This window comes from Clostridium malenominatum, from assembly GCF_039521365.1.
Classification (GTDB): Bacteria; Bacillota; Clostridia; order Clostridiales; family Clostridiaceae; genus Clostridium_AW; species Clostridium_AW malenominatum.
This window is the reverse complement of the sequence record NZ_BAAACF010000003.1, coordinates 278,901-300,973: the sequence shown is the minus strand read 5'-3', so window position 1 is coordinate 300,973 and position 22,073 is coordinate 278,901. Positions and strand designations below refer to the sequence as shown.

Genomic DNA, 22,073 nt, shown 5'->3' with positions numbered 1-22,073 from the left:
ATATAATTATTATATGGAGGGTTTTATGTTTAAAAATATTAAGCATGATATAGATTTTATTATGGAAAATGATCCAGCAGCAAGAAATAGATTAGAAGTTTTTTTATTATATCCTTCTATACACGCAGTTATAGGGCATAGGATATCAAATTACTTTTTTAAACGTAGGATGTTTTTTTTAGCTAGAATGGTATCACAATTATCTAGACAATTTACAGGAATAGAAATACATCCAGGAGCTAAAATTGGACGAGGGCTATTTATAGATCATGGTATGGGTGTGGTAATAGGTGAAACAGCTGAGATAGGAGATCACGTAATATTGTATCATGGTGTTACCTTGGGTGGAACTGGGAAAAATAAGGGGAAAAGACATCCTACCTTGGGAAGCAATGTTATAGTAGGAAGTGGAGCAAAGATACTTGGACCAATTACTATAGGAAGCGGAGCGAGAGTTGGGGCTAACGCCGTGGTATTGAAGGATGTCCCTGAAAACTGTACAGCTGTTGGAATACCTGCAAAATTAGTAGGATGTAAAGAGAGTAAGAATAATGAATAATAAAGAGAAAATAATTAAATTTTGTAAAGATCTAGGATTAGATACCATAGGAGTTACTTCCTGCAGAAAATTAGAAGAACTAGATGAATATTTAATTAATAGAAAAAATATGGGTGTAGAAAATGAATTTGAAGAAAAAGATATAGAAAAAAGAATTAATCCAGGACAATATTTAGAAGGTGGGAAAAGCATTATTTCAATAGCTTTTCCATATCTTTTTAAAGATAATTCAAAGGATGGAGAGGTGTACTTTTCAAAATACACCTTTGGAAGAGACTATCACAAGGTGATTTCTAAGTACTTGAAGGAGATATGTGAGTATATTACAAATTTAGGTGGAAGAAGTATATATTTTGTGGATAGCAATGCACTTCCAGAGAGATATATTGCAAGTTTTTGTGGAATAGGTTTTATAGGTAAAAATAATATGATAATAACAGAAAAATACGGCTCCTTTGTATTTTTAGGAGAAATAATTACAGATTTAGAGTTAGAGGAGGACGAAAGGATCTCTTCTAAGTGCGGAGAATGTAATCTTTGCCTAGAAGCTTGCCCTACTAAGTCCATAAAAGAAGAAGGAGATAACCCTAATGTTTGTTTATCTTATATAACTCAAAAGAAGGATATAGATGACAAATGGTTTCCAGTATTAAATGGAAGAATTTTTGGATGTGATACTTGTCAAACAGTATGCCCTTATAATAAATATATAAAAAAATCAAATATTAATGATTTTCTACCCTTTGAGTTTATGGAAAATCCTCAAATAGAAGAATTAATAAATTTAGATAATAAGAGCTTTAAAGAAAAGTATGGTCTAACCTCCTGTAGTTGGAGAGGGAAAAACTTACTTATTAGGAATGCCATGATAAATGCTTTTATAAAGGGAAAACTCAATAAAAATATGATTAAAGATTTTACCTCGCCTTATTTAAAGGATTATTATAATAGACTTTTTAATCGTTAGAAACTATAATTTATTTATACAATCTGTTTATGAAAGGGTGGGGTGAGAATGATTTCTCCAAAAACAGCAAAATTTATTTCATACCTTCCAGAAGGTTTAATCTTATTTATTGCTAATAAAATGTTAACAAGATATTTAAATAAATATGCAGATATAGAGGTAGAGGGATTAGAAAATATAAAGGGATTAAAGAAACCACTTTTATTTATATGCAACCATTTAAGTAATTCAGATGGTCTGGTTATTAGAGAGGTTTTAAAAGATCAAGATTTAACTTTTGTAGCGGGAGTAAAGCTTTCTGATAACCCCCTTACTAATTTAGGAATAAAAATAACAAAAACCATACCTATAAAGCCAAATACTGCAGATAAAGAATCTATATCTTCTATAGTGAAGTGCTTAAAAGGTGGTAATAATGTACTTATATTTCCCGAAGGAACAAGAAGCAGAACAGGAAGTATGATTGAGGCTAAAAAGGGTATAGTATTAATACAAAAGCTATCTAAAGCTACAGTTATTCCAATGTCCTTATGTGGAACAGAAAAGCTTCTTCCTATAAATGAAAAGGATATGGGTTCAGAAAAATTTCATCATGCTAAAGTAAAGCTTACTATAGGAAGGCCTTTAGACATACCTTCAAAAGAAGAAGGAGAAGATAGGCACGAATACGAAGAGAAAATATTAAACCATTTCATGTATAGCATAGCAGAGCTTTTACCGGAGGAATATAGAGGCGTTTACAAGGGGTGATTTAATGAATGAAGAAACAATAGACAAAATACTACAAGAGTTAATGAAAACCTATCCTAGTGCAGAATGTGAACTTAATTTTAGTTCTCCTTATGAGTTGCTGGTGGCTACCATACTATCAGCTCAATGTACAGATGTAAGGGTAAATATTGTAACTAGCGAGCTTTTTAAGGAATATAATACTCCTGAAAAAATAGTTTCTTTAACGGAAGATGAATTAGGAGAGAGGATAAAGACCTGTGGATTATATAAGACTAAAGGTAAAAATATAATGGAGACTTCTAAAGTGCTAATAAGGGATTATAACAGTGAAGTACCAGGGAATATGGAAGATTTAATTAGACTTCCAGGAGTAGGAAGAAAGACTGCAAATGTAGTTTTATCAAATGCCTTTGGAGTACCTGCTATAGCTGTAGATACGCACGTTTTTAGAGTTTCTAACAGAATAGGCATAGCTAAAGGAAAAACTCCAGAAGCAGTGGAAAATGAACTTATGAATAACATTCCTAAAGAATTGTGGAGTCATGCACACCATTTATTAATATGGCATGGCAGATATACTTGTAAAGCGAGAAAACCAGAATGTGAGAGGTGTCCTATAGCACCGTGGTGCCAGTATTTTAGAACATGCGTCTAATGGCGCATGTTCTTGATTTTTTAGTTAATAGTTTTTTAGATTTTTAGTTAATGAAGAAATTCCATAAAGGAATTTCCTCCAAAACTAGTTAACTAAACAACTAAAAAACTAAATATATAGGGAAAGTAGCTTCCTTCTAAGCCAATCCAGTGTAAAGGTCACTGTTCTTTCCCTTATAGTTTGCCTACTACCAGAGAGTTGAAGTTTTTTAACAAAGGTTTTACCCTTTATGTGTATGCCAACATATACTAGGCCTACAGGTTTCTCTTCGCTTCCTCCCCCAGGACCAGCAATACCTGTGGTGGAAATGCCTACGGCAGCTCCAGAGGTTTTAGCAACCCCTTCTGCCATTTCTTTTGCGATTTCCTCGCTAACTGCTCCATACTTTTCTAGAGTAGCCTCTTTAACTCCAAGCCTTTTAACTTTTGCATCATTACTATAAGTTACGCATCCGTCAATTACAGCATTTGAAATACCAGGATAGTTAACTAGTCTTCCAGAAAGCAATCCACCAGTACAAGATTCGGCCACCGCTAGGGTTAATTTATTATCTATAAGTAATTTTCCTACTACGCCCTCTAAGGTATCTTCATCTGTACCATATATATTGTCTCCTAATATTTTCTGTATAGCTTTTTCCATTGGTGCTATAAGGTTGTAACCCTCTTCTTTATTTTTAGCCTTTGCAGTTATTCTTAAAGTAACTTCACTATCTTTTGCATAGGGAGCTACTGTGGGATTAGATTGCTCATCTATTATGTGGTTTATTTTTGTAGCCACCATGGATTCTCCAATGCCACAAATTCTTAAAGTTTTTGATATAAAAGTATGGGTAGTTAATTTATTGAGATAAGGAACAACATGATTTTCAAACATGGGTATATTTTCTTTTGGCGGACCAGGAAGTAAAATTAGAATTTTACCATCATCTTCAATTATGCACCCTGGGGCGGTTCCAAAAGGATTAGGTAGTATAATTGAACCTACGGGAAAATAAACCTGTTTTACATTATTTTCAGTTAGTTCTCTATTTAATCTTTGAAAATGCTCACTTAAAATCTTGTAGGACTCTTCATGTAATTCCATAGGCTTATTAAAATATTCCGCACCAATTTCCTTAGTTAGATCATCCTTTGTAGGACCTAAGCCGCCAGTAGCTATTATTAAGTTTGATCGACTATAGGCTCTCTCTAACTCTTCTTTTAATCTTTCTCCATTATCTCCAACTACAGATTGGTGATAAAGATCTATACCTAAGTCTGCTAGCCTTCTAGATAAATATTGAGCATTAGTATTTAAAATATCTCCAAGTAATAATTCTGTTCCTATAGAAATTATTTCTGCTATCATAATAATCCCTCCTTAACATAATATAAACATAACATTAAATTATTATTAAATAAATATTATATTGTTGAAGTTAAGGTATTTTTTAAAGTAGAATATATTATAATAAGTTATGAATACCAAAGGAGGTATAAAAATGAATAAAACTCTTAGAAATATACTAATAGTAATAGGAATATTAATATTGCTTGTATCTCCAGTTATAAGTGGATACAATAAAATGATTAGTCTAGAGCAAAAGGTGAATATAGCGCAAGGTAATATAGAAAGTGACCTACAAAGAAGGTCTGATTTAATTCCAAACCTAGTGGAAACCGTTAAAGGCTTCGCAAAACAAGAAGAAAAAATATTTACAGACATAGCAAATGCTAGAGCAAAACTTGGAGGAGCAGGGAATGTAAATGAAAGAGCTAATGCAGATAATGAATTATCTGGCGCACTTTCAAGACTACTTGTAGTGGTAGAAAATTATCCAGAGCTTAAGTCTAATGAAAACTTTAGAAGTTTAATGGTTCAATTAGAAGGAACAGAAAATAGAATTAATATTGCTAGAAAAGATTATAATACTGCAGTAAGCGAATACAATACTACAATTAAGAAATTTCCTAATTCCTTAGTAGCTTCTGTTTTTAGATTTGGAGAAAAACCTTATTACAAGGCAAGTGAAGGGGCTAAGGAAGTACCTAAAGTTGACTTTAATACAGGTAAGTAGTTATGAAAAAGATAAAAAGGTTTTTAGGTATTCTTCTACTGGTATTAACCTTTTGTATAAGTACTGCTAGTGCAGAGGTTAATATACCCAAACCTACAGAGTTAAAGTATGTAAATGATTATGCTGGTGTATTAAGCTCTAGTACAAAGGAATATATAGTATCCCTTGGAAAAGAATTAGAAGACAAAACAGGGGCTCAATCTGTGGTAGTCATCATAGATTCTCTTGGAGATTACGATATTGAAACCTATGCTAATAGCTTATTTAGAAACTGGGGCATTGGTCAAAAGGAAAAAAATAATGGTCTTTTAATATTAGTATCTATGAAAGAAAGAAAAAGAAGAGTAGAGGTAGGGTATGGCTTAGAAGGGGCCGTACCTGACCTGTACACAGATAATGTAATGGAAGGTATATTTAAGCCAGCCTTTCAAAAGGGAGACTACGATAAGGGAATAAAAGATTCCTATTCTGCTTTTGCAGATGTCATAGGTAAGGAATATGGGGTACAGTTAAATAAAAATGAAAGGGTTACTATCCCTAATAATAGTAGGCGTACCACTTCTCGTTCTGGAGGAGGAATTGTTGGAATAATATTATTTCTTATTGCCTTAGATACTATTTTAAATAGGGGAAGGGTAACAAGAGAAATATTAAATCTGATAATTTGGAGTTCCTTTTGGAATAATAGAGGTGGTCGAGGCGGACGAGGCGGTGGCGGCTTTGGAGGCTTCGGTGGAGGCTCATCAGGTGGTGGCTTTGGAGGCTTTGGAGGAGGTTCATCAGGTGGAGGAGGATCCTCAGGAGATTGGTAGTGATTATGTAAGAAAGCGGAAAAGTTACTATAACTTTTCTGCTTATTATTTTTCGTTTCTAATTGACTTTTAGCATATAAAAACCGTACTATTATTGTATATATAGTATTATATAGTATAATTAAATTGTAATCAGTGAGGTGATGCAAATGAGCAGGAAAAAGAAAAGAGCAAGAGCTCAAAAGAAAGCAATTATAGTAATATCATCTATATTTATTTTATCAATATTAGGTTTTGTTTCAGCAGCTATTAGCTATTCCTATAGCTATGTAAAGTACTATAATAAGTTAATTTACCCTGGTGTTAAGGTAGAAGGTATTGATTTATCAGGGAAAAACTTAGAAGAAGGAAAAAAAGTTTTACAGGATAACTTTAGTAATAAGGTAGCTTCAAAAAAGATTACTGTAAAAACTAATGATAAAAACTATGATTTAGGTTTTAGTGAAATAAAGCCCGATTATAATATAGATAAAGCTATAAATGAAGCTATTGTATATGGCAAAAACATGAGTTTATTTAAAAAGTACAAGCTAATAAAAAAATCTGAAGAAAAAGTAATTAATTTAGATTTTAGTTATGATAAAGCTCTTCTTCAAAAATTTGTAGATAATATAGAAAAAGCAGTAAATAAAAATCCACAAGATGCAAAAATAAATAGAGAAGGAAACGGGTTTAAAATTACTCCGGAAGTCGTAGGGAAAAAGCTAAATAAGGACAAGCTTTCTGAAGATATATATGCTAATCTCGAAGATGGAACAAGACAGGATATAATTGTAACTGCAGTAATACAAGACATTAAGCCTAAAATAGCTAAGGAAGCCTTGGCAAGCATTGATAGCTTAATAGCATCTTTTCCAACCCATTATGGAACAATTTCTTCTCCACAGAGGGCAAATAATATTGTAGTTTCAACAAAAAGTATAAATGGAATTGTACTTATGCCAGGAGATGTGTTTAGTTTCAATGAAATAGTAGGAGAAAGAACTTGGGATAGAGGATATCAAGCAGCCCCAGTTATTATAGGAAACAAAGTAGAATCAGGACTTGGAGGAGGAATATGTCAAACTTCATCTACTCTTTATAATGCTGTGCTCATGGCAAATATGAAATCAGTAGAAAGAGTTCACCATACTTTACCTTCTAGCTATGTGCCTTTAGGAAGAGATGCAACGGTGGATTGGGGAAATATAGACTATAAATTTAAAAATACCTTAACGTACCCAGTATATATTCAAGGGATTACCAGTGGTGGTAACCTGACCTTCAACATATACTCCAATAAATCCCTAGCTAAAAGACGTTATGATATATCTACAGATGTATATCAAAAGCTAGATAGTACTACAAAGACTGTTGAGGATCCCAAGCTTCCAGAAGGAGCTAAGGAAGTAGTGCAAAACCAATATACAGGATATAAAGTTAAGGTATACAGAAATATTTATGAAAATGGAGCCTTAGTAAATCAAGAATTAATATCCAATGATTTCTATAGACCAGTGGAAGGACTTATAAAAGTAGGACCTAAAAAGGCTGTTAAACAATAAAAAATTGTGATGCAATTTTATTTTTAAAAAAATTGCATCGCAATTTTTTTATATATATAATATATCTAACTAAACTTATGGGGTGATTAAATCATGATGGGAAACGAAGTTATAAAGGAAATCGTATATAATGTTTCAAAGGTTATAATAGGTAAGGAATTTGAGATTTACAATATAATCAAGGGAATTATAGCTAATGGACATATTTTAATTGAAGATGTGCCAGGAGTGGGAAAAACTACTTTGGTAAAAGCTTTAGCTAAATCATTAAATCTTTCTTATAAAAGAATTCAATTTACTCCAGATCTTCTGCCATCAGATATTTTAGGTATTTCTATATATAATCAAAAGTCTATGGAGTTTGAATTTAAGAAAGGACCAATATTTTCTAATATAATACTCGCAGATGAAATAAATAGAACTTCTCCGAAAACTCAATCTTCTCTATTAGAAGTTATGGAAGAGAGGCAAATAACAGAAGGAAATGATACCTACAGATTAGAGGAACCTTTTATTGTTATGGCCACTCAAAATCCAATAGATTATGAAGGTACTTTTGTTCTTCCTGAAGCGCAGTTAGATAGATTTATGATTAAGGTTAAAATAGGGTATCCTGAAAAAAAATTTGAAAAAGAAATGCTAAATATATATAGTAAGGATGAACCTTTGGATAAAATTAAAAGTGTGGCCAGTGGAGAGGATATATTAAAGATTCAAAATTCAGTAAGAAAGATTTATGTATCTGAAGAAATAAACTCCTATATTGTAAATATTGCAGAAGCTACAAGGAACAATAAAAACATAACTTTAGGGGTAAGTCCTAGAGCTTCTTTAGCCCTACTTAGAATAGCTCAAGCCTGGGCTTTTATAAGTGGAAGAAGCTACGTAATACCTGAAGACGTAAAGGAAAATATAATATCAGTGTTAAGTCATAGAATCATTTTATCTTCTTATGGAAGAGTAAATAATCTCACATCTGAAGAGGTGCTAAAAGATATTATGAAACTCATACCAGTTCCTAGAGTAAAGGATGAGAAGTATGATAAAAGTAAATAAAAAAACTGTTATTTTCATTGTTTTAAGCTTTGCTTTTGCTTACTTTGAGGGAGGGTATCTTCCTTACGTAGTCTTTTATAGCTTTTTTGTACCCTTTGTATTATCTTTCATAATTTTAGCAATGCAATGTAGGAATATCAATGTGGACATAAAATTTGATAAGGATATAATAAGCAGAAAAGAAGAAGTAAAACTAACTCAGATAATTAAAAACTATAATATCCTACCCATTTCCTGTGTGGAGCTAAAGAATAAAATTCTATATAGCCTAGAGCCTCTTTATAATGGAGAATTCTTTAATATGAAAATAGATGAAAACAAAAGAATAAATAGAGTTATCAAATTTTCGTATAGAGGGATCTATGATTTCGGTGATATAACTTTAACCTTTAAGGATTATTTATATATAGTTACCTTAAGTAAAAAAATGAAAAAAAATTTTAAAGTAAGGGTATATCCTAGAGTACAAGATATTTGCCAGTTGAGTTTTCCAGCAGAGGAATTTGTGAAGAATATTTTAAACAGTAAAGGGTTAATGCAGGAAGATTACTCTGTAGGAGATATAAGAAAGTATATAATAGGAGACAGTCTGAAAAAAATTCATTGGAAACTCAGTGCAAAGTATGGTGAACTATATGTAAAAAAATTCGATGCTCTTCAAGGAGAAGAATATAATATATTTTTAAATATGAACAAGGAAGATTATTTTACCGAAGGTGGGAAAGAAAAGGAAGAGGAACTTATAGAAGGATGTATTTCTATTATTAATTATGTTTTAACAAACAATATTAAAAGTGGAATACATATTCACAATAAAGAAAATATGAGCATGTATATAAATACTAAAGAAGATTTTTCAAGCCTTATGGAGTATTTTCTACTTCATGAAAGCGAAGGAGATGAAAAGTTTTCAAGCTTCTTAATAGACAATTTTAAAAAAGTTAGAGGGAATAGTACAGTTATAGTTTTCACGCCTAAAGTTAATGAAGAAATAAGAGAAACATTGCTATCTATAAGCAAATCAGGATATAAGGTTAAGGTCTTTTGTCAAAGTAATAGTAAAGATACTATAGAAAATACTCATTATTTAAAAACCAATAGTATAGAAGTTATTAATTCCATTTTAAGGAAGGATGTTTATGAATAGTTTTAAAAATTATATAAGTTTACTAGTAACCTATGTAAATATGTTATTTATAATGAGAGTTACAGAAAAGTGTTTTAAGATTAAAAACTTTTCGTATATTTATTTTAGCATATGCTTTGGGGTAGGTGCATTAATATATTATCTCTTTGCGTATTTGCCTTGGAAAAAGATATATAAAATACTTCTTGGTTTAATCTTAATTTTTATAGCATCTTTAATTATTTATTACAATAAACAATATGTAGCTAAACTTATTGCTTTAAATATACAATACATTTTAACGCTAAACGATAGCATATTTAATGGGAAAATCACATTTTTCTACCAATATAAATTTATAATAACTATAGTTATCCCCCTAAGTTCTTTATTAATTTTAAAAATAGGAAATGAATTATTTAGTGATTTTATAATAGCTTTTAATTTAGCAATTATGCTATTTTATTGGTACTATGGCTATGTGGAAATAGTAAAAGGATATACCTTTTATTTTGTATTAATAAATACTTGTACTTATTCTATACATAGCTATATAGATAATCTTAAAAAGGGTATTAGTACACTAAGGCCAATAGTATATATATTATTATTTTCAATTGTTCTGTCAGCGGTGCAAAGTTTTTTGCCTAAAGACATAGAGGGAAAATATTATAGTGAAGATGGAATTATAAATAAAATTAGCAAAAGTAATATTGACCAGGAAGATTCTTATAATTTATCTAGCTCAGGATACAATCCTACAGATAAAAAGCTAGGAGGACCTGTTCAATTAGATAGCAAAGAGGCTTTAAAGGTTGCCTCGGATAAACCCTATTATTTAAGAGGGGTTGCTAAGGATTATTATGATGGCTTTTCATGGAAGATAAGTGAGGATTCTTTTAAAAGAGTTACTAATAAAAATCCAATTCCAGTGCCAAATGTAGTAAATGAAAGTCAAAAGACCTACATTACAATATATCCTACTAAAATAAATACATCCACCCTATTTTCACCTCTAAATACAATGAATATTTATAAAAAGTCTGGAGGATTATACTTCAATAAAGACAAGGTCTTTTTATCCTCTAAAGTTATGAAGAATGAATATCGAGTTGAGTTTTATGACTCTTTGTATAGTAGCATTGATTATATTAATCATACTGAAAGCGGAAAATATGATAACTATCTTCAGTTACCACCTAATATTCCTAAAAGGGTTTATGATCTAGTAGAAGAAATTACTAAAGGCTCTATAGACCGAAAGGATAAAATAAAAGATATATATAATTACCTAAATACTACTTTTAAATACTCTCTAGATGTTAGTGAAATGCCAGAAGGAGTGGAATTTTTAGATCACTTTTTATTTACTGAAAAAAAGGGGTATTGTACCTATTTTGCCACAGCAGCCACTATAATGTTAAGAATGATTAATGTACCTTCAAGGTATGTGGAAGGCTTTAATATGAGCTATGATAAGGATGTTAATGGGCTTTATATAGTTTCTAATAAAAATGCCCATGCTTGGAGTGAAATATTAATAGATGAAGATTTAGATGCATGGGCTATATTGGATGCTACTCCATCAGCTTTTGAGGAAATTGAGAGGATAGAAAGAGAAGAAGTTGAAAGAAATAAAGAAGATGATAGCATTGAAAGTAATAAAGATAATAGACAGGAATTAGAGGATGGGGGAGGAGTTATTGAAACAAACCATAAAAGCGTTCTAAGATTTAATTATAAATATAGCTTTGTTCTTTTAGTGTTAGTTTTTATTCTTAGAGTATTATATATAATCTTTAGAAAAAATAAACTAATTAAGTGTAAAAAATTAATTCCATTGTATATTTATACATTAAAAAGACTTAAGGATATAAATATAAGAATACAGCCTCATGAGGGAGAAATGGAGTTTGTTAATAATATTGAAGATGAAATACTAAAGTTGAAGATGAGAGAAATGGTAAGCCAGGTTTTTGAAGAATATTATAGTCCTACAAAATTAGATAAGAAGATAGAAAATAAAAAGGATTATTATTATTTTATAGAGAGATATATAAAAGAAAAGAGAGGAATTTGGAAGTATTATATATATAGAATTTTTAATAAATAATTTACAAATTATGGTATAATTTATTTATGTGGGTATATCATGTATAGCCCACATAAATAAATTACATGCAAAGGATAGTTATAATATGAAATTGAGAGTTTATATTTTTATAATGTTACTTCTAGCGCTATTTGTAAATTATGATATTAATAATAATCTTTATCTTTATAGAAAAGAAGTTTTGCCTTTATTTACGGAAAAAAGCGATGCTACTTATTCTATAGTAATAGATCCAGGCCACGGTGGAATTGATAAAGGGACAAGCTATCAAGATTTATATGAAAAAGATATAAACTTAAAAATAGGGCTTTATCTTAAGGAATATTTAGAAGATAAAGGTGTAAAAGTATATATGACAAGAGAAGAGGATATTTTACTATCTCTCAGAGAGATTGGTGATTTTGTAAATGATATAAAACCCCATGCTTTTATTTCTATTCACGTAAACTCCTTTAAAGAGCCTTCTTATGACGGGTTTTCTGCTTTTTATTATTCTGAAGGTGGATTTCAAAAGGAAGAAAGAATAGAATTAGCACAGATAATCCAAGAAGAAGTAAGTAATAGTGGATTATGGTTTGATAGAGAGATAAAAGAACAAAACATAGCTGTATTAAGATATAGTAATTATCCCTGTGCTTTATTAGAAATAGGTTTCATGACCAATGAAAAAGATAGAGAAAGATTAACAAATGAAAATATACTAAAAACTACAGGAGAAAGTATTGGAAAGGGCATACTAAAGTATGTTACTCTTAAAAATTAATATGCTAGAAAGGAATGTTTGATTTGTCTTATAAGTTAATTTGTATTGATATGGATGGTACTTTATTAAGTACTAATCATGAAATAAGTAAAAGAAATTTAGAAGCTATAAAAAAAGCTACAGAAAAGGGAGTTCAAGTAGCTGTAACCACAGGTAGAGTTTTTGCATCAGCGTACTATTATGCGGATATTATAGGGGTAACTACACCTATAATTGCATCTAATGGAGCTTATATAAGAGAAAAGTTAGGAGATAAAATAATTTATAAAGGGCTTTTAGGATTAGAAAATTGCCAAAGAATAATGGAGGTAATAAATAAATATAACTTATACCCACATTTTAACACCTATAATACTATTTACACAGAAAAGCTCATATATTCTTCAAAGTATTATTCAAAGGCTAACGAGAGCCTTCCAGAGGGTAGAAAGATAAATATAGTAATAACTTCAAACTGGAATAATATATTTACAGAAAATGAAGATGAAATTTTGAAATGCATAATAGTAGATAAAGATATGGAAAAGTTAGCTGAGGTAAAGGAAGAACTAAAGAAGATAGAAGAGTTAGAGGTAGTTAGTTCCTTTAAAAACAACGTAGAGGTAATGAGAAAAGGAATTTCCAAGGGAAGAGCTGTAGAAATCCTTGCAAACTATTACAACATAGACATGAAAGAAGTAATTTGTATTGGTGATAGCGAAAATGACCTTTCTATGATTAAGGCAGCGGGGCTTGGAGTAGCTATGGGTAATGGTGATAAACTAGTAAAGGATGTTGCAGATTACATAACAGATACTAATGACGAAGATGGAGTAGGTAAGGTTATTGAGAAGTTTATTTTTTAGTATTTTAGATTTTTAGTGTTTTAGTTATGGTAGAAATTTCTAGAGGAATTTCTTCATTAACTATTTATCTAAAAAACTATTAACTAAAAATCTGAAAAGGTAGCATACTAACCCTTAAGAGGTGATTTTATGTTTAAACCTAGAAGGGTTATATTTGAGGAAAAGGCTTTAGAATATTCCTTAGGAGAAGAGCTTTTGAAAAGATTTGAGAAGGAAAATGTGGATATATTATATTCAAAGAATGGGAGAATAACAGGAATTCCTGGTAAAAGTCCAGGAGAAATGTATGGTGAAGGTAAAAATACACTAGTAGTAGGAGTAAGGAAAGGGCTAAAATTTGAATCCTGTAAACCTTCAGCTCATTATCAACTACCCATTGTTAGCGGTTGTTCAGGTATGTGTGAATATTGTTATTTGAATACTCAAATGGGTAAGAGACCTTATATAAAAATTCATGTTAATATAGATGAAATATTAAGTAAGGCTGGAAAATATATAGAGGAAAGAAAACCTGATATTACTATTTTTGAGGGAGCGGCAACCTCGGACCCTATACCTGTTGAAAAATATAGCGGCGCATTGAAAAAAGCTATAGAGTATTTTGGAGAAAATGAAAATGGATTATTTAGGTTTGTCACAAAATATGCAGAAGTGGACTCTTTGTTAAACTTAAAACACAATAACAAAACCACTATTAGATTTAGTTTAAATACCAATAGCATGATAAAAAAATATGAACATAAAACTCCTCTTTTAGAGGAAAGATTATTAGCAGCCAAAAAAATTAAAGAAAGCGGTTATCCTTTAGGTTTTATAATAGCTCCAGTTTTCTTGTATGAAAATTGGAAAGATGAATATGGAGAGCTTTTTGACAAAATTCATAAGGACTTTAAAGGAATAGATTTAAAATTTGAAGTTATTTCTCATAGGTTTACAAAAAGGGCCAAGGAAAACATACTTAGTATATATCCAAGCACCACCCTTCCTATGGAAGAAGATTTAAGAAAATTTAAATATGGTCAGTTTGGATATGGTAAATATATTTACAAAGATGAAGAGTTAACGGACATGAAAGAGTTTTTTAAAAATAAGATACTATACTTATTTGGAGAGGATAATATAAATTACATTATCTAGACTTCTTTACTATTTACTGATTATAGAGTAATATTATGATATATATTTACCATGTTTTTTACATAAGGGGGAGTATAGTTGTTTTTAAATATAGTATTGTTTGAACCAGAAATTCCACAAAATACAGGAAATATTGCGAGAACTTGCGTGCTTACAAATTGTAAGCTTCACTTAATAGAACCTTTAGGTTTTAGCTTGGATGAAAAGCATTTAAAGAGAGCGGGTCTAGACTATTGGGACTTTTTAGATCTAGAGATTCATAAATCTTATGAGGATTTAAGAAATAAGTATAAAGAAGCAAATTTTTATTTCTCAACAACTCATGGGAGTAAATTATATACCCAGGTGAATTATAAAGAAGGTGACTTTATCATATTTGGAAAGGAATCTGCAGGGTTACCAAACTACATAAGAGATAGCCAAGAGGGAAATTGTATTAGAGTTCCTATGATAGAAACCACTACAAGATCTTTAAATCTATCTAATACAGTAGCTATTGTAGCTTATGAGGGATTAAGACAATTGAATTTTCCGGGTATGAAGTAGGAGGGGTTTAGCAATTGAATAAGATAAAGATAATAACAGATAGCACAGCAGATTTGCCGAAGCACATAGTAGATAAATACGACATAGAGGTTTTGCCTTTATATGTTGGTTTTGAAGGAAAAACCTACTCAGATGGAGTTGATATAAATCTTCACGAATTATTAAATAAAATGGATAATTCCGATGTGTTTCCAACTACTGCGCAGGTAAATCCACAAAGGTTTATGGAAGCCTATAGAAAATATCTAAACGAAGGATATACTATTGTATCTTTACATCTTTCTTCAAAAATGAGTGGAACTTACCAATCAGCGTGTATTGCAAGAGACATGTTAGAGAGTGATTCTATATATGTAATAGATTCGCAAAATGTAACTATGAGTTTTGGACTATTGGTTATTAAGGCTGCAAGATTAAAGGAAGCTGGCCTTAAAGCGGATGAAATTTATGATGAAGTGAAAAAGGCAATTCCTCATGTTAAATGTGCATTTGCCTTTGATTCTCTAGATAATTTAGTTAAGGGTGGAAGATTATCTAAGACTGCTGGAGTAATAGGAACTATATTAGGCATAAAGCCTATACTTAGTATTGTCAATGGTGAAATGGCCGTAATTGATAGAGTAAGAGGAAGCAAAAAGGCCATAAGATACATATTAGATTATATCGATGAAATTGGAGTTAATAAAGAAGAAACTGCGGTACTTCTTCATGTTGACAATAAAGATATTTTAGAAAATTTAAGAGAAAATTTAAAAGATAAAATTGATGATTTCATTGAGTGCGAAGTAGGTTGCGTTGTAGGAGTGCATTCAGGAAAAGGAGCCTGCGGGGTAGTCTTTATAGAAAATTATTAGTAAGTTTAAATAAGAAGATAAGAAAATAAAAAGCTTATTTTCTTATTTGAGAAGGAAAATTGTAAACGATGTAGAATCTATACTATGCTATTCAAAATTTTAATATATATTTTTTTAGGAGGGGTATTTAAGATGAATAAAAAAAGATTAGTGTCCTTAGTTACAGCATCAATAATGTCAGTTGCATTATTCGCAGGTTGTGGCGGAGGAGAAAAGAAACCAGAAGCTGGTAAGGAACCAGTGAAACAGGAAACAAAGGTAAAAGTTGGTCTTGTTACTGACGAAGGTGGAGTAAATGATGGATCATTTAACCAATCTGCTTACGAAGGAATTGAAAAAGCTGTTAAGGAACTGGGAATCGAGCATATCAATGCTATAGAATCAAAACAGCAAGAACAATATGAGCCAAACCTAAAGACTATGGCTGGAGCTGCAGACCTAGTAGTAGGATGCGGATTTATGATGGAACAGGCTATGACTAATGTTTCAAAACAATTAGGAGATAAGAAGTTCTTAATAGTTGACGCTGTAGTTGGATCTCCAAATGTATCATCAATAACATTTAAAGAAGAAGAAGGTTCTTTCCTTGCAGGAGTTATTGCAGGAAAAATGACTAAGAGCAATAAAATTGGATTCATAGGGGGAAAAGAAGGAGACGTTATCCAAAGATTTGAAAGTGGTTTCATCGCTGGAGTTATGTCAGTTAACCCAGAGGCAGGAAAATTATTAATGCCTAAAGATGCTAAGACACCAGGAAACATGGTTAGATACGTTGACTCCTTTACAGATCAGCAAAAAGGTGTAGAAGCTGCAAAAATGCTTTACAATGCTGGTGCTGATATAGTATTCCATGCAGCAGGTGGAGTTGGTCTTGGAGTATTCAAGGCTGCTAAAGAAATGAATAAATGGGCTATAGGAGTTGACTCCGATCAAGCAGCAGCTTTACCAGATTACAAAGACATAATACTTGTTTCAATGGAAAAGAAAGTTGGCGCAGTTGTTTATGATACAATAAAGGCTGTTCAAGATGGAACTTTCAAGGGTGGAGAACACAAAGTAGTTGGAATAAAAGAAGATAGAGTTGGATTAGCACCAACAATCCACAAAGAAGTTAAGAAAGATGCACTTGAATTATCAGATAAATATAAAGCAGCAATAAAAGATGGAAAGTTTAAGGTTCCAGCAACTAGAGAAGAGCTTAAAGCATTTAAAGTACCACAGATCTAATATTGCAAGGCTAGATGCTTATGCATCTAGCCTTTTTATACCAATAATAAATGTCAAAGTGTGCAGAAAGGAGGATTACAATGACAAAGGTTGTAGAAATGAAAAATATAACCAAGGTATTTCCGGGAACTATAGCTAATGATAATGTGGATTTTGATTTAAACAAAGGAGAAATACATGTTCTTCTAGGTGAAAATGGTGCAGGAAAGACCACATTGATGAATATATTATACGGACTTTACCAACAAGAATCAGGAGAAATTTTTATCAATGGAAGTAAGGCAGACATAAAAAATCCTAAGGATGCTATAAAATTAGGAATAGGAATGGTTCATCAACATTTCATGTTGGTTCATAATTTTACTGTAGCAGAAAATATGGTCTTAGGTAAAGAACCTAAAAAGAGCTCTACTTCAATAGATATGGATAGAGCGAAAAAGGACACTAAGGAGTTAGCAGACAAATATGGTTTTAATATTGATCCAGAGGCAATTATAGAAGATATTACAGTAGGTCAACAGCAAAAGGTTGAAATTTTAAAGGCGCTTTATAGAGGTGCAGAAATTTTAATTTTAGATGAACCTACAGCAGTATTAACACCACAGGAGATACAGGAATTAGGAGTCATACTAAAGAATTTAGTTAGAGAAGGAAAATCTATTATTTTAATAACTCATAAATTAAAAGAAGTTATGAGTATGAGTGATAGAGTAACCATAATAAGAAGAGGAAAGTATATAGATAACGTTAATACAAAGGAAACTAATATAGACCAATTAGCTGAAATGATGGTTGGAAGAAAAGTTAATTTAATAGTTGAAAAAAATGAGCCTAAAGTAGGAGATGTTATTTTAAAATTAGAAAACTTAAAGGCGTTAGACCATAGAGAATTACCAGCTTTAAGAGGAATAAGTTTAGAATTAAAATCTGGAGAAATCCTAGGAATAGCTGGGGTAGATGGAAACGGTCAAAAAGAACTTATAGAATCCATAGTAGGATTAAGAAAAGTTACTGAGGGAAAAGTATATTTAAAGGGTGAAGATATTACAGAAAAAACCACAAGAGAAATTATAGAAGCGGGCATTGGACACATACCAGAAGATAGACATAAGAGAGGTCTTGTACTTAAATATTCTTTACTTGAAAACTCAGTACTGGGAATACACTACAAAGAACCTTATTCTAAAGGAATTATAATGAACTATAAAAATATAAGAGAACACGTTAAAAAGTTAATTAAAAACTTTGACGTTAGAACTCCAAATGAAGATGTAGCAGCTTCTGCTTTATCGGGAGGTAATCAACAAAAATTAATTGTAGCAAGAGAAATTGAAAAAGATCCTCAAATGTTAATAGCAGCTCAGCCAACAAGAGGACTAGACGTAGGTGCTATTGAATATATACATAAAAGATTAATTCAGGAAAGAGATAAGGGAAGAGGAGTTCTTTTGGTTTCACTAGAGTTAGATGAAGTTATGGCTTTGTCAGATAGAATAGCTGTAATATATGATGGTGAAATTGTAGATATATTAGACGTTAAAGATGCTACAGAACAAAAACTTGGAATATTAATGGCAGGGGGAACTTTGGAAAAGGGAGGTAAGAAGAATGAATAAGGATTTAATAAAAAGCTTTTCTATATCTATAATATCTATAATTATAGCTTTATTTATTTCGGTATTCTTCGTTATGTGGGCAAAAAGTTTTGGCTTTATTGCAGCTTCTGAATTATTATTTACCTCCATATGGAAGGGAAGTTTTGGAACAAAAATAAATTTAATAGAGTCACTTGTATTTGCTACCCCACTTATTTTTACTGGTCTGGCTCATGCAGTTGCATTTAAAACTGGTTTATTTAACATTGGGGTAGAAGGTCAGTTTATAATGGGTATGACGGCGGCAACATTAGTTGGTTTAATACCAGGAATACCAGCTATAATACACATACCTTTAACTATGATTGCAGGAGCCTTAGCAGGAATGTTTTGGGCATTTATACCAGGATATTTAAAAGCTAAGATTGGAACTAATGAAGTTGTTAATACTATAATGATGAACTTTGTAGCTCAGCATTTTACTAACTATTTAGTTATGGGTCCTTTTCATAAGCCAAGTTCCGCTAGTACACATTTAATACAAAAATCAGCGGAATTATATAGGTTTTTAGGAGAGCATAATAGATTAAGCGTTGGTATATTCATTGGAATAGCTTTTTCAGGATTAGTATATTTCCTTCTTTGGAAAACAACTATAGGTTATGAAATAAGAGCTGTAGGATTTAGTCCAACTTCCGCAGAATACGGTGGAGTAAGTATAAAGAAAAATATTATATTAGCTATGGTAATATCAGGTGCTATAGCTGGAATAGGTGGAGCTATACACACAATGGGAGTTCAGCATCAATCTATTCAATTATTTGGCTTTACAAACTTTGGTATGGATGGAATAGCGGTAGCTTTAGTTGCAAAGAGTAATCCATTTGGAATACTATTCTCAGCTATATTATTTGGAGCATTAAATTACAGTTCAGGTACATTAATGCTTTACGGTATACCAAAGACAATTGTTTATTTAATACAAGGTATAATAGTACTATTCATTGCTGGTGAATATGTATTTAAACTTATAGGAGAAAGAAGAAAAAAGGGGGCATTAGTAAATGGATAATTCATTGGTAATTGCTTTAATTGGAATTATTGCTGCCACCTTAAGACTTGCTACACCACTTATATTTGCGACATTAGGTGGAGTTTTTTCGGAAAAATCAGGAGTTGTAAATATAGCCCTAGAAGGTATTATGACTGCAGGTGCTTTCTTTGGAGTATATGGATCCTTCATTACAGGGAATCCTTGGATAGGAGTATTATTTGCTATGGTGGCGGGTGCTGTTATGGCTGCATTACACGCTTATCTAAGCATAAATTTAAAGGCTGATCAGATTATATCCGGGGTTGGAATAAATGTATTTTCATCTGCATTGACTGGATATTTAATAGTTAAATTTTTCAAAACAAATTCACAAACAAGTGTTGTTGCTTCAGTACCTTATCCTATTGAGTTTATGGGGAAAATACCAGTACTCGGACCAATTCTGAAAGAATTAAACTGGTTTGTATTTTTAGCCTTTGCTTTGGTGTTCGTTTCTCACTATGTAATATATAAAACACCATTAGGCTTAAGAATAAGATCAGTAGGTGAGCATCCTAAGGCTGCTGACACTTTGGGAATTAATGTATATGGCATAAGATACTTATGTGTTATTTTATCTGGAGTTTTAGGAGGTCTTGGAGGAGCTACTTTATCCATTGGTATAATGAATTTGTATAGAGAAAATATGGTTAGTGGCAGAGGTTTTATTGCTTTAGCAGCTATGATATTTGGTAACTGGAAACCTGTTAATGCAATGTGGGCATCTATACTGTTCGCTTTTGCAGAGACATTCCAATTATTTGCTAAGGGATTTGGATGGACTATTCCAGGGGAATTCTATGCTGCATTCCCTTATATCATGACTATGTTTGTTCTTGCAGGTTTTGTTGGGAAAACTCAAGCGCCTGCTGCAGACGGAGTGCCATACGAAAAAGGTCAGAGATAATAATACAAGAGATGCGTTAATCGCATCTCTTTTTATTATTTATTGTTATCATATTTGATAAATAGTTCTTGATAATGAAAAATCATCATATTAGTTAATGATTGTAGAATAAATGAATAAAAGCGTGCAAAGTTAAATATAACTTTATTATTATTGAGAATTAAATCATTCAATAATAATTGTAATTATTGACATTAGAGGGTTCATCAACTTACATAAATTGGCATGAAAATTGCTATTTTATTAATTATAAAATATATCATTAAAATAGGGGGAGAAGTTATGAGTAAGTTAAAAGACAATTTAATTGTGAAATTACTACTGGCAGTGGTGATAGGAGCATTAGTAGGGTTAGCTTCTACAGAAACTATAATGAGTATTATTGTAACCATAAAGTACATTTTAGGACAAGTAATCTTTTATTGTATACCACTTGTAATAATAGGATTTATTGCACCATCCATAGTTAAAATGAGATCAAATGCAAGTAAAATGTTAGGAATAACAGTTCTAATTGCATATGTTTCATCAATAGGAGCCGCAAGTTTCTCAGCTATTTCAGGTTATGCAATAATCCCTAAGCTATCTATAGCTAGTAATGTAGATAACTTGAGGGAATTGCCTAAAATAATATTTAAATTAGATATTCCGCCTGTGATGTCAGTTATGACTGCATTGGTTACAGCTATTTTGATTGGGCTTGCTACTGCTTGGACTAATTCAGATTTAGTTGAAAAGCTTTTAGATCAATTTGGAGAAATAATGTTATCAATTGTTAGTAAAGTTATAATACCGATACTTCCATTTTTCGTGTCAACCACTTTTGCAGGATTAGCTTATGAAGGAAGTATAACAAAACAGTTACCAGTATTTTTGATAGTGATTCTATTGGTAATAATAGGACACTTAATATGGCTTGCATTATTATATTTTATTGGGGGAGCAATTTCAAAGAAAAATCCTCTAGAAGTAATAAAACACTATGGCCCTGCATATTTAACAGCTGTTGGAACAATGTCCAGTGCAGCTACTTTACCAGTAGCCCTAAAATGTGCTCATAAATCATCGGTTTTAAGTGACGATATAGTAGATTTTGCAATTCCATTATGCTCTACAATACATCTTTGCGGATCTGTTTTAACAGAAGTATTTTTTGTATTGACAGTTTCTCAGGTAGTATATGGAACATTGCCGCCTTTAGGAAAAATAATTCAATTTATCATACTATTAGGTATATTTGCTATAGGGGCCCCTGGAGTGCCAGGTGGAACAGTTATGGCTTCCCTAGGATTAATAACTGGTATATTAGGATTTAGTGATTCAGCAGTTGCATTAGTATTAACAGTTTTTGCACTACAAGATAGCTTTGGTACAGCATGCAATGTAACAGGAGATGGAGCTATAGCGTTAATGCTTATGGGTATATGTGAAAAGAAGAACATAGGAAGTCATAAAAGTGTAAAAGCATAAATTAATTTAAAAG

Annotated in this window: 21 protein-coding genes; 20 read left to right on the top strand and 1 reads right to left on the bottom strand. The window is 31.4% G+C overall.

The window, feature by feature from the left end:
- The first annotated feature begins 25 nt into the window (after positions 1–25).
- Genes epsC through nth form a run of 4 tightly spaced genes read left to right on the top strand, consistent with a single transcriptional unit; the run spans position 26 to position 2,913 of the window.
- Complete coding sequence (gene epsC, locus ABDZ69_RS13290; RefSeq protein WP_343770358.1) at positions 26–559, top strand: serine O-acetyltransferase EpsC; 534 nt, start codon at positions 26–28, stop codon at positions 557–559.
- The gene (queG, locus tag ABDZ69_RS13285; RefSeq protein ID WP_343770356.1) at positions 552–1,526 is read left to right on the top strand and encodes a tRNA epoxyqueuosine(34) reductase QueG; all 975 of its coding nucleotides are present in this window, start codon (positions 552–554) and stop codon (positions 1,524–1,526) included. Before epsC ends, queG begins: the two co-directional genes overlap by 8 nt.
- Positions 1,527–1,574: 48 nt before the next feature.
- Positions 1,575–2,276: a lysophospholipid acyltransferase family protein gene (locus tag ABDZ69_RS13280; RefSeq protein ID WP_343770354.1), complete on the top strand. Its 702-nt coding sequence runs from the start codon at positions 1,575–1,577 to the stop codon at positions 2,274–2,276.
- Positions 2,277–2,280: 4 nt separating this feature from the next.
- Positions 2,281–2,913: an endonuclease III gene (gene nth / locus ABDZ69_RS13275; protein ID WP_343770352.1), complete on the top strand. Its 633-nt coding sequence runs from the start codon at positions 2,281–2,283 to the stop codon at positions 2,911–2,913.
- 108 nt (positions 2,914–3,021) lie between these two features.
- Here the strand turns inward: nth and ABDZ69_RS13270 are convergent, their stop codons facing one another.
- The gene (locus ABDZ69_RS13270; protein WP_343770351.1) at positions 3,022–4,263 is read right to left on the bottom strand and encodes a competence/damage-inducible protein A; all 1,242 of its coding nucleotides are present in this window, start codon (positions 4,261–4,263) and stop codon (positions 3,022–3,024) included.
- A 133-nt stretch (positions 4,264–4,396) separates the two neighbouring features.
- Here ABDZ69_RS13270 and ABDZ69_RS13265 point away from each other — a divergent pair, with 133 nt between their 5' ends.
- The 16 genes from ABDZ69_RS13265 to ABDZ69_RS13190 all read left to right on the top strand — a co-directional run bounded on the left by ABDZ69_RS13265 (position 4,397) and on the right by ABDZ69_RS13190 (position 22,060).
- Positions 4,397–4,972, top strand: coding sequence for a LemA family protein (locus ABDZ69_RS13265; protein WP_343770349.1), 576 nt, complete (start codon positions 4,397–4,399; stop codon positions 4,970–4,972).
- A gap of 2 nt (positions 4,973–4,974) precedes the next feature.
- On the top strand, positions 4,975–5,784 hold the full coding sequence (locus ABDZ69_RS13260; protein WP_343770348.1) for a TPM domain-containing protein: 810 nt from the start codon (positions 4,975–4,977) through the stop codon (positions 5,782–5,784).
- 149 nt (positions 5,785–5,933) lie between these two features.
- Positions 5,934–7,328 carry a VanW family protein gene (locus ABDZ69_RS13255; protein ID WP_343770346.1) on the top strand — a complete coding sequence of 465 codons (1,395 nt, stop codon included), beginning with the start codon at positions 5,934–5,936 and terminating at the stop codon, positions 7,326–7,328.
- 93 nt (positions 7,329–7,421) lie between these two features.
- Complete coding sequence (locus tag ABDZ69_RS13250; RefSeq protein ID WP_425544653.1) at positions 7,422–8,384, top strand: AAA family ATPase; 963 nt, start codon at positions 7,422–7,424, stop codon at positions 8,382–8,384.
- Positions 8,368–9,531: a DUF58 domain-containing protein gene (locus ABDZ69_RS13245; protein ID WP_343770345.1), complete on the top strand. Its 1,164-nt coding sequence runs from the start codon at positions 8,368–8,370 to the stop codon at positions 9,529–9,531. Before ABDZ69_RS13250 ends, ABDZ69_RS13245 begins: the two co-directional genes overlap by 17 nt.
- Positions 9,524–11,623 carry a transglutaminase-like domain-containing protein gene (locus tag ABDZ69_RS13240; RefSeq protein ID WP_343770344.1) on the top strand — a complete coding sequence of 700 codons (2,100 nt, stop codon included), beginning with the start codon at positions 9,524–9,526 and terminating at the stop codon, positions 11,621–11,623. Before ABDZ69_RS13245 ends, ABDZ69_RS13240 begins: the two co-directional genes overlap by 8 nt.
- Before the next feature lie 85 nt (positions 11,624–11,708).
- On the top strand, positions 11,709–12,386 hold the full coding sequence (locus ABDZ69_RS13235; RefSeq protein ID WP_343770342.1) for an N-acetylmuramoyl-L-alanine amidase family protein: 678 nt from the start codon (positions 11,709–11,711) through the stop codon (positions 12,384–12,386).
- 23 nt (positions 12,387–12,409) lie between these two features.
- Positions 12,410–13,231, top strand: a complete 822-nt coding sequence (locus tag ABDZ69_RS13230; protein ID WP_343770341.1) for a Cof-type HAD-IIB family hydrolase — start codon at positions 12,410–12,412, stop codon at positions 13,229–13,231.
- Between the two features lie 129 nt (positions 13,232–13,360).
- The gene (splB, locus tag ABDZ69_RS13225) at positions 13,361–14,368 is read left to right on the top strand and encodes a spore photoproduct lyase (protein ID WP_343770339.1); all 1,008 of its coding nucleotides are present in this window, start codon (positions 13,361–13,363) and stop codon (positions 14,366–14,368) included.
- Positions 14,369–14,446: 78 nt separating this feature from the next.
- Positions 14,447–14,914, top strand: a complete 468-nt coding sequence (trmL, locus tag ABDZ69_RS13220) for a tRNA (uridine(34)/cytosine(34)/5-carboxymethylaminomethyluridine(34)-2'-O)-methyltransferase TrmL (RefSeq protein ID WP_343770337.1) — start codon at positions 14,447–14,449, stop codon at positions 14,912–14,914.
- A gap of 14 nt (positions 14,915–14,928) precedes the next feature.
- Complete coding sequence (locus ABDZ69_RS13215) at positions 14,929–15,768, top strand: DegV family protein (protein WP_343770335.1); 840 nt, start codon at positions 14,929–14,931, stop codon at positions 15,766–15,768.
- 132 nt (positions 15,769–15,900) lie between these two features.
- A complete protein-coding gene (locus tag ABDZ69_RS13210; RefSeq protein ID WP_343770333.1) occupies positions 15,901–16,995 on the top strand; it encodes a BMP family lipoprotein in 1,095 nt (364 codons plus the stop codon).
- Between the two features lie 80 nt (positions 16,996–17,075).
- A complete protein-coding gene (locus tag ABDZ69_RS13205; RefSeq protein WP_343770332.1) occupies positions 17,076–18,611 on the top strand; it encodes an ABC transporter ATP-binding protein in 1,536 nt (511 codons plus the stop codon).
- Complete coding sequence (locus tag ABDZ69_RS13200) at positions 18,604–19,662, top strand: ABC transporter permease (protein ID WP_343770331.1); 1,059 nt, start codon at positions 18,604–18,606, stop codon at positions 19,660–19,662. Before ABDZ69_RS13205 ends, ABDZ69_RS13200 begins: the two co-directional genes overlap by 8 nt.
- Entirely contained in the window at positions 19,655–20,590 is a 936-nt protein-coding gene (locus ABDZ69_RS13195; protein WP_343770330.1) for an ABC transporter permease, read from the top strand. Before ABDZ69_RS13200 ends, ABDZ69_RS13195 begins: the two co-directional genes overlap by 8 nt.
- A gap of 282 nt (positions 20,591–20,872) precedes the next feature.
- Complete coding sequence (locus ABDZ69_RS13190; protein WP_343770328.1) at positions 20,873–22,060, top strand: dicarboxylate/amino acid:cation symporter; 1,188 nt, start codon at positions 20,873–20,875, stop codon at positions 22,058–22,060.
- Positions 22,061–22,073 lie beyond the last annotated feature (13 nt).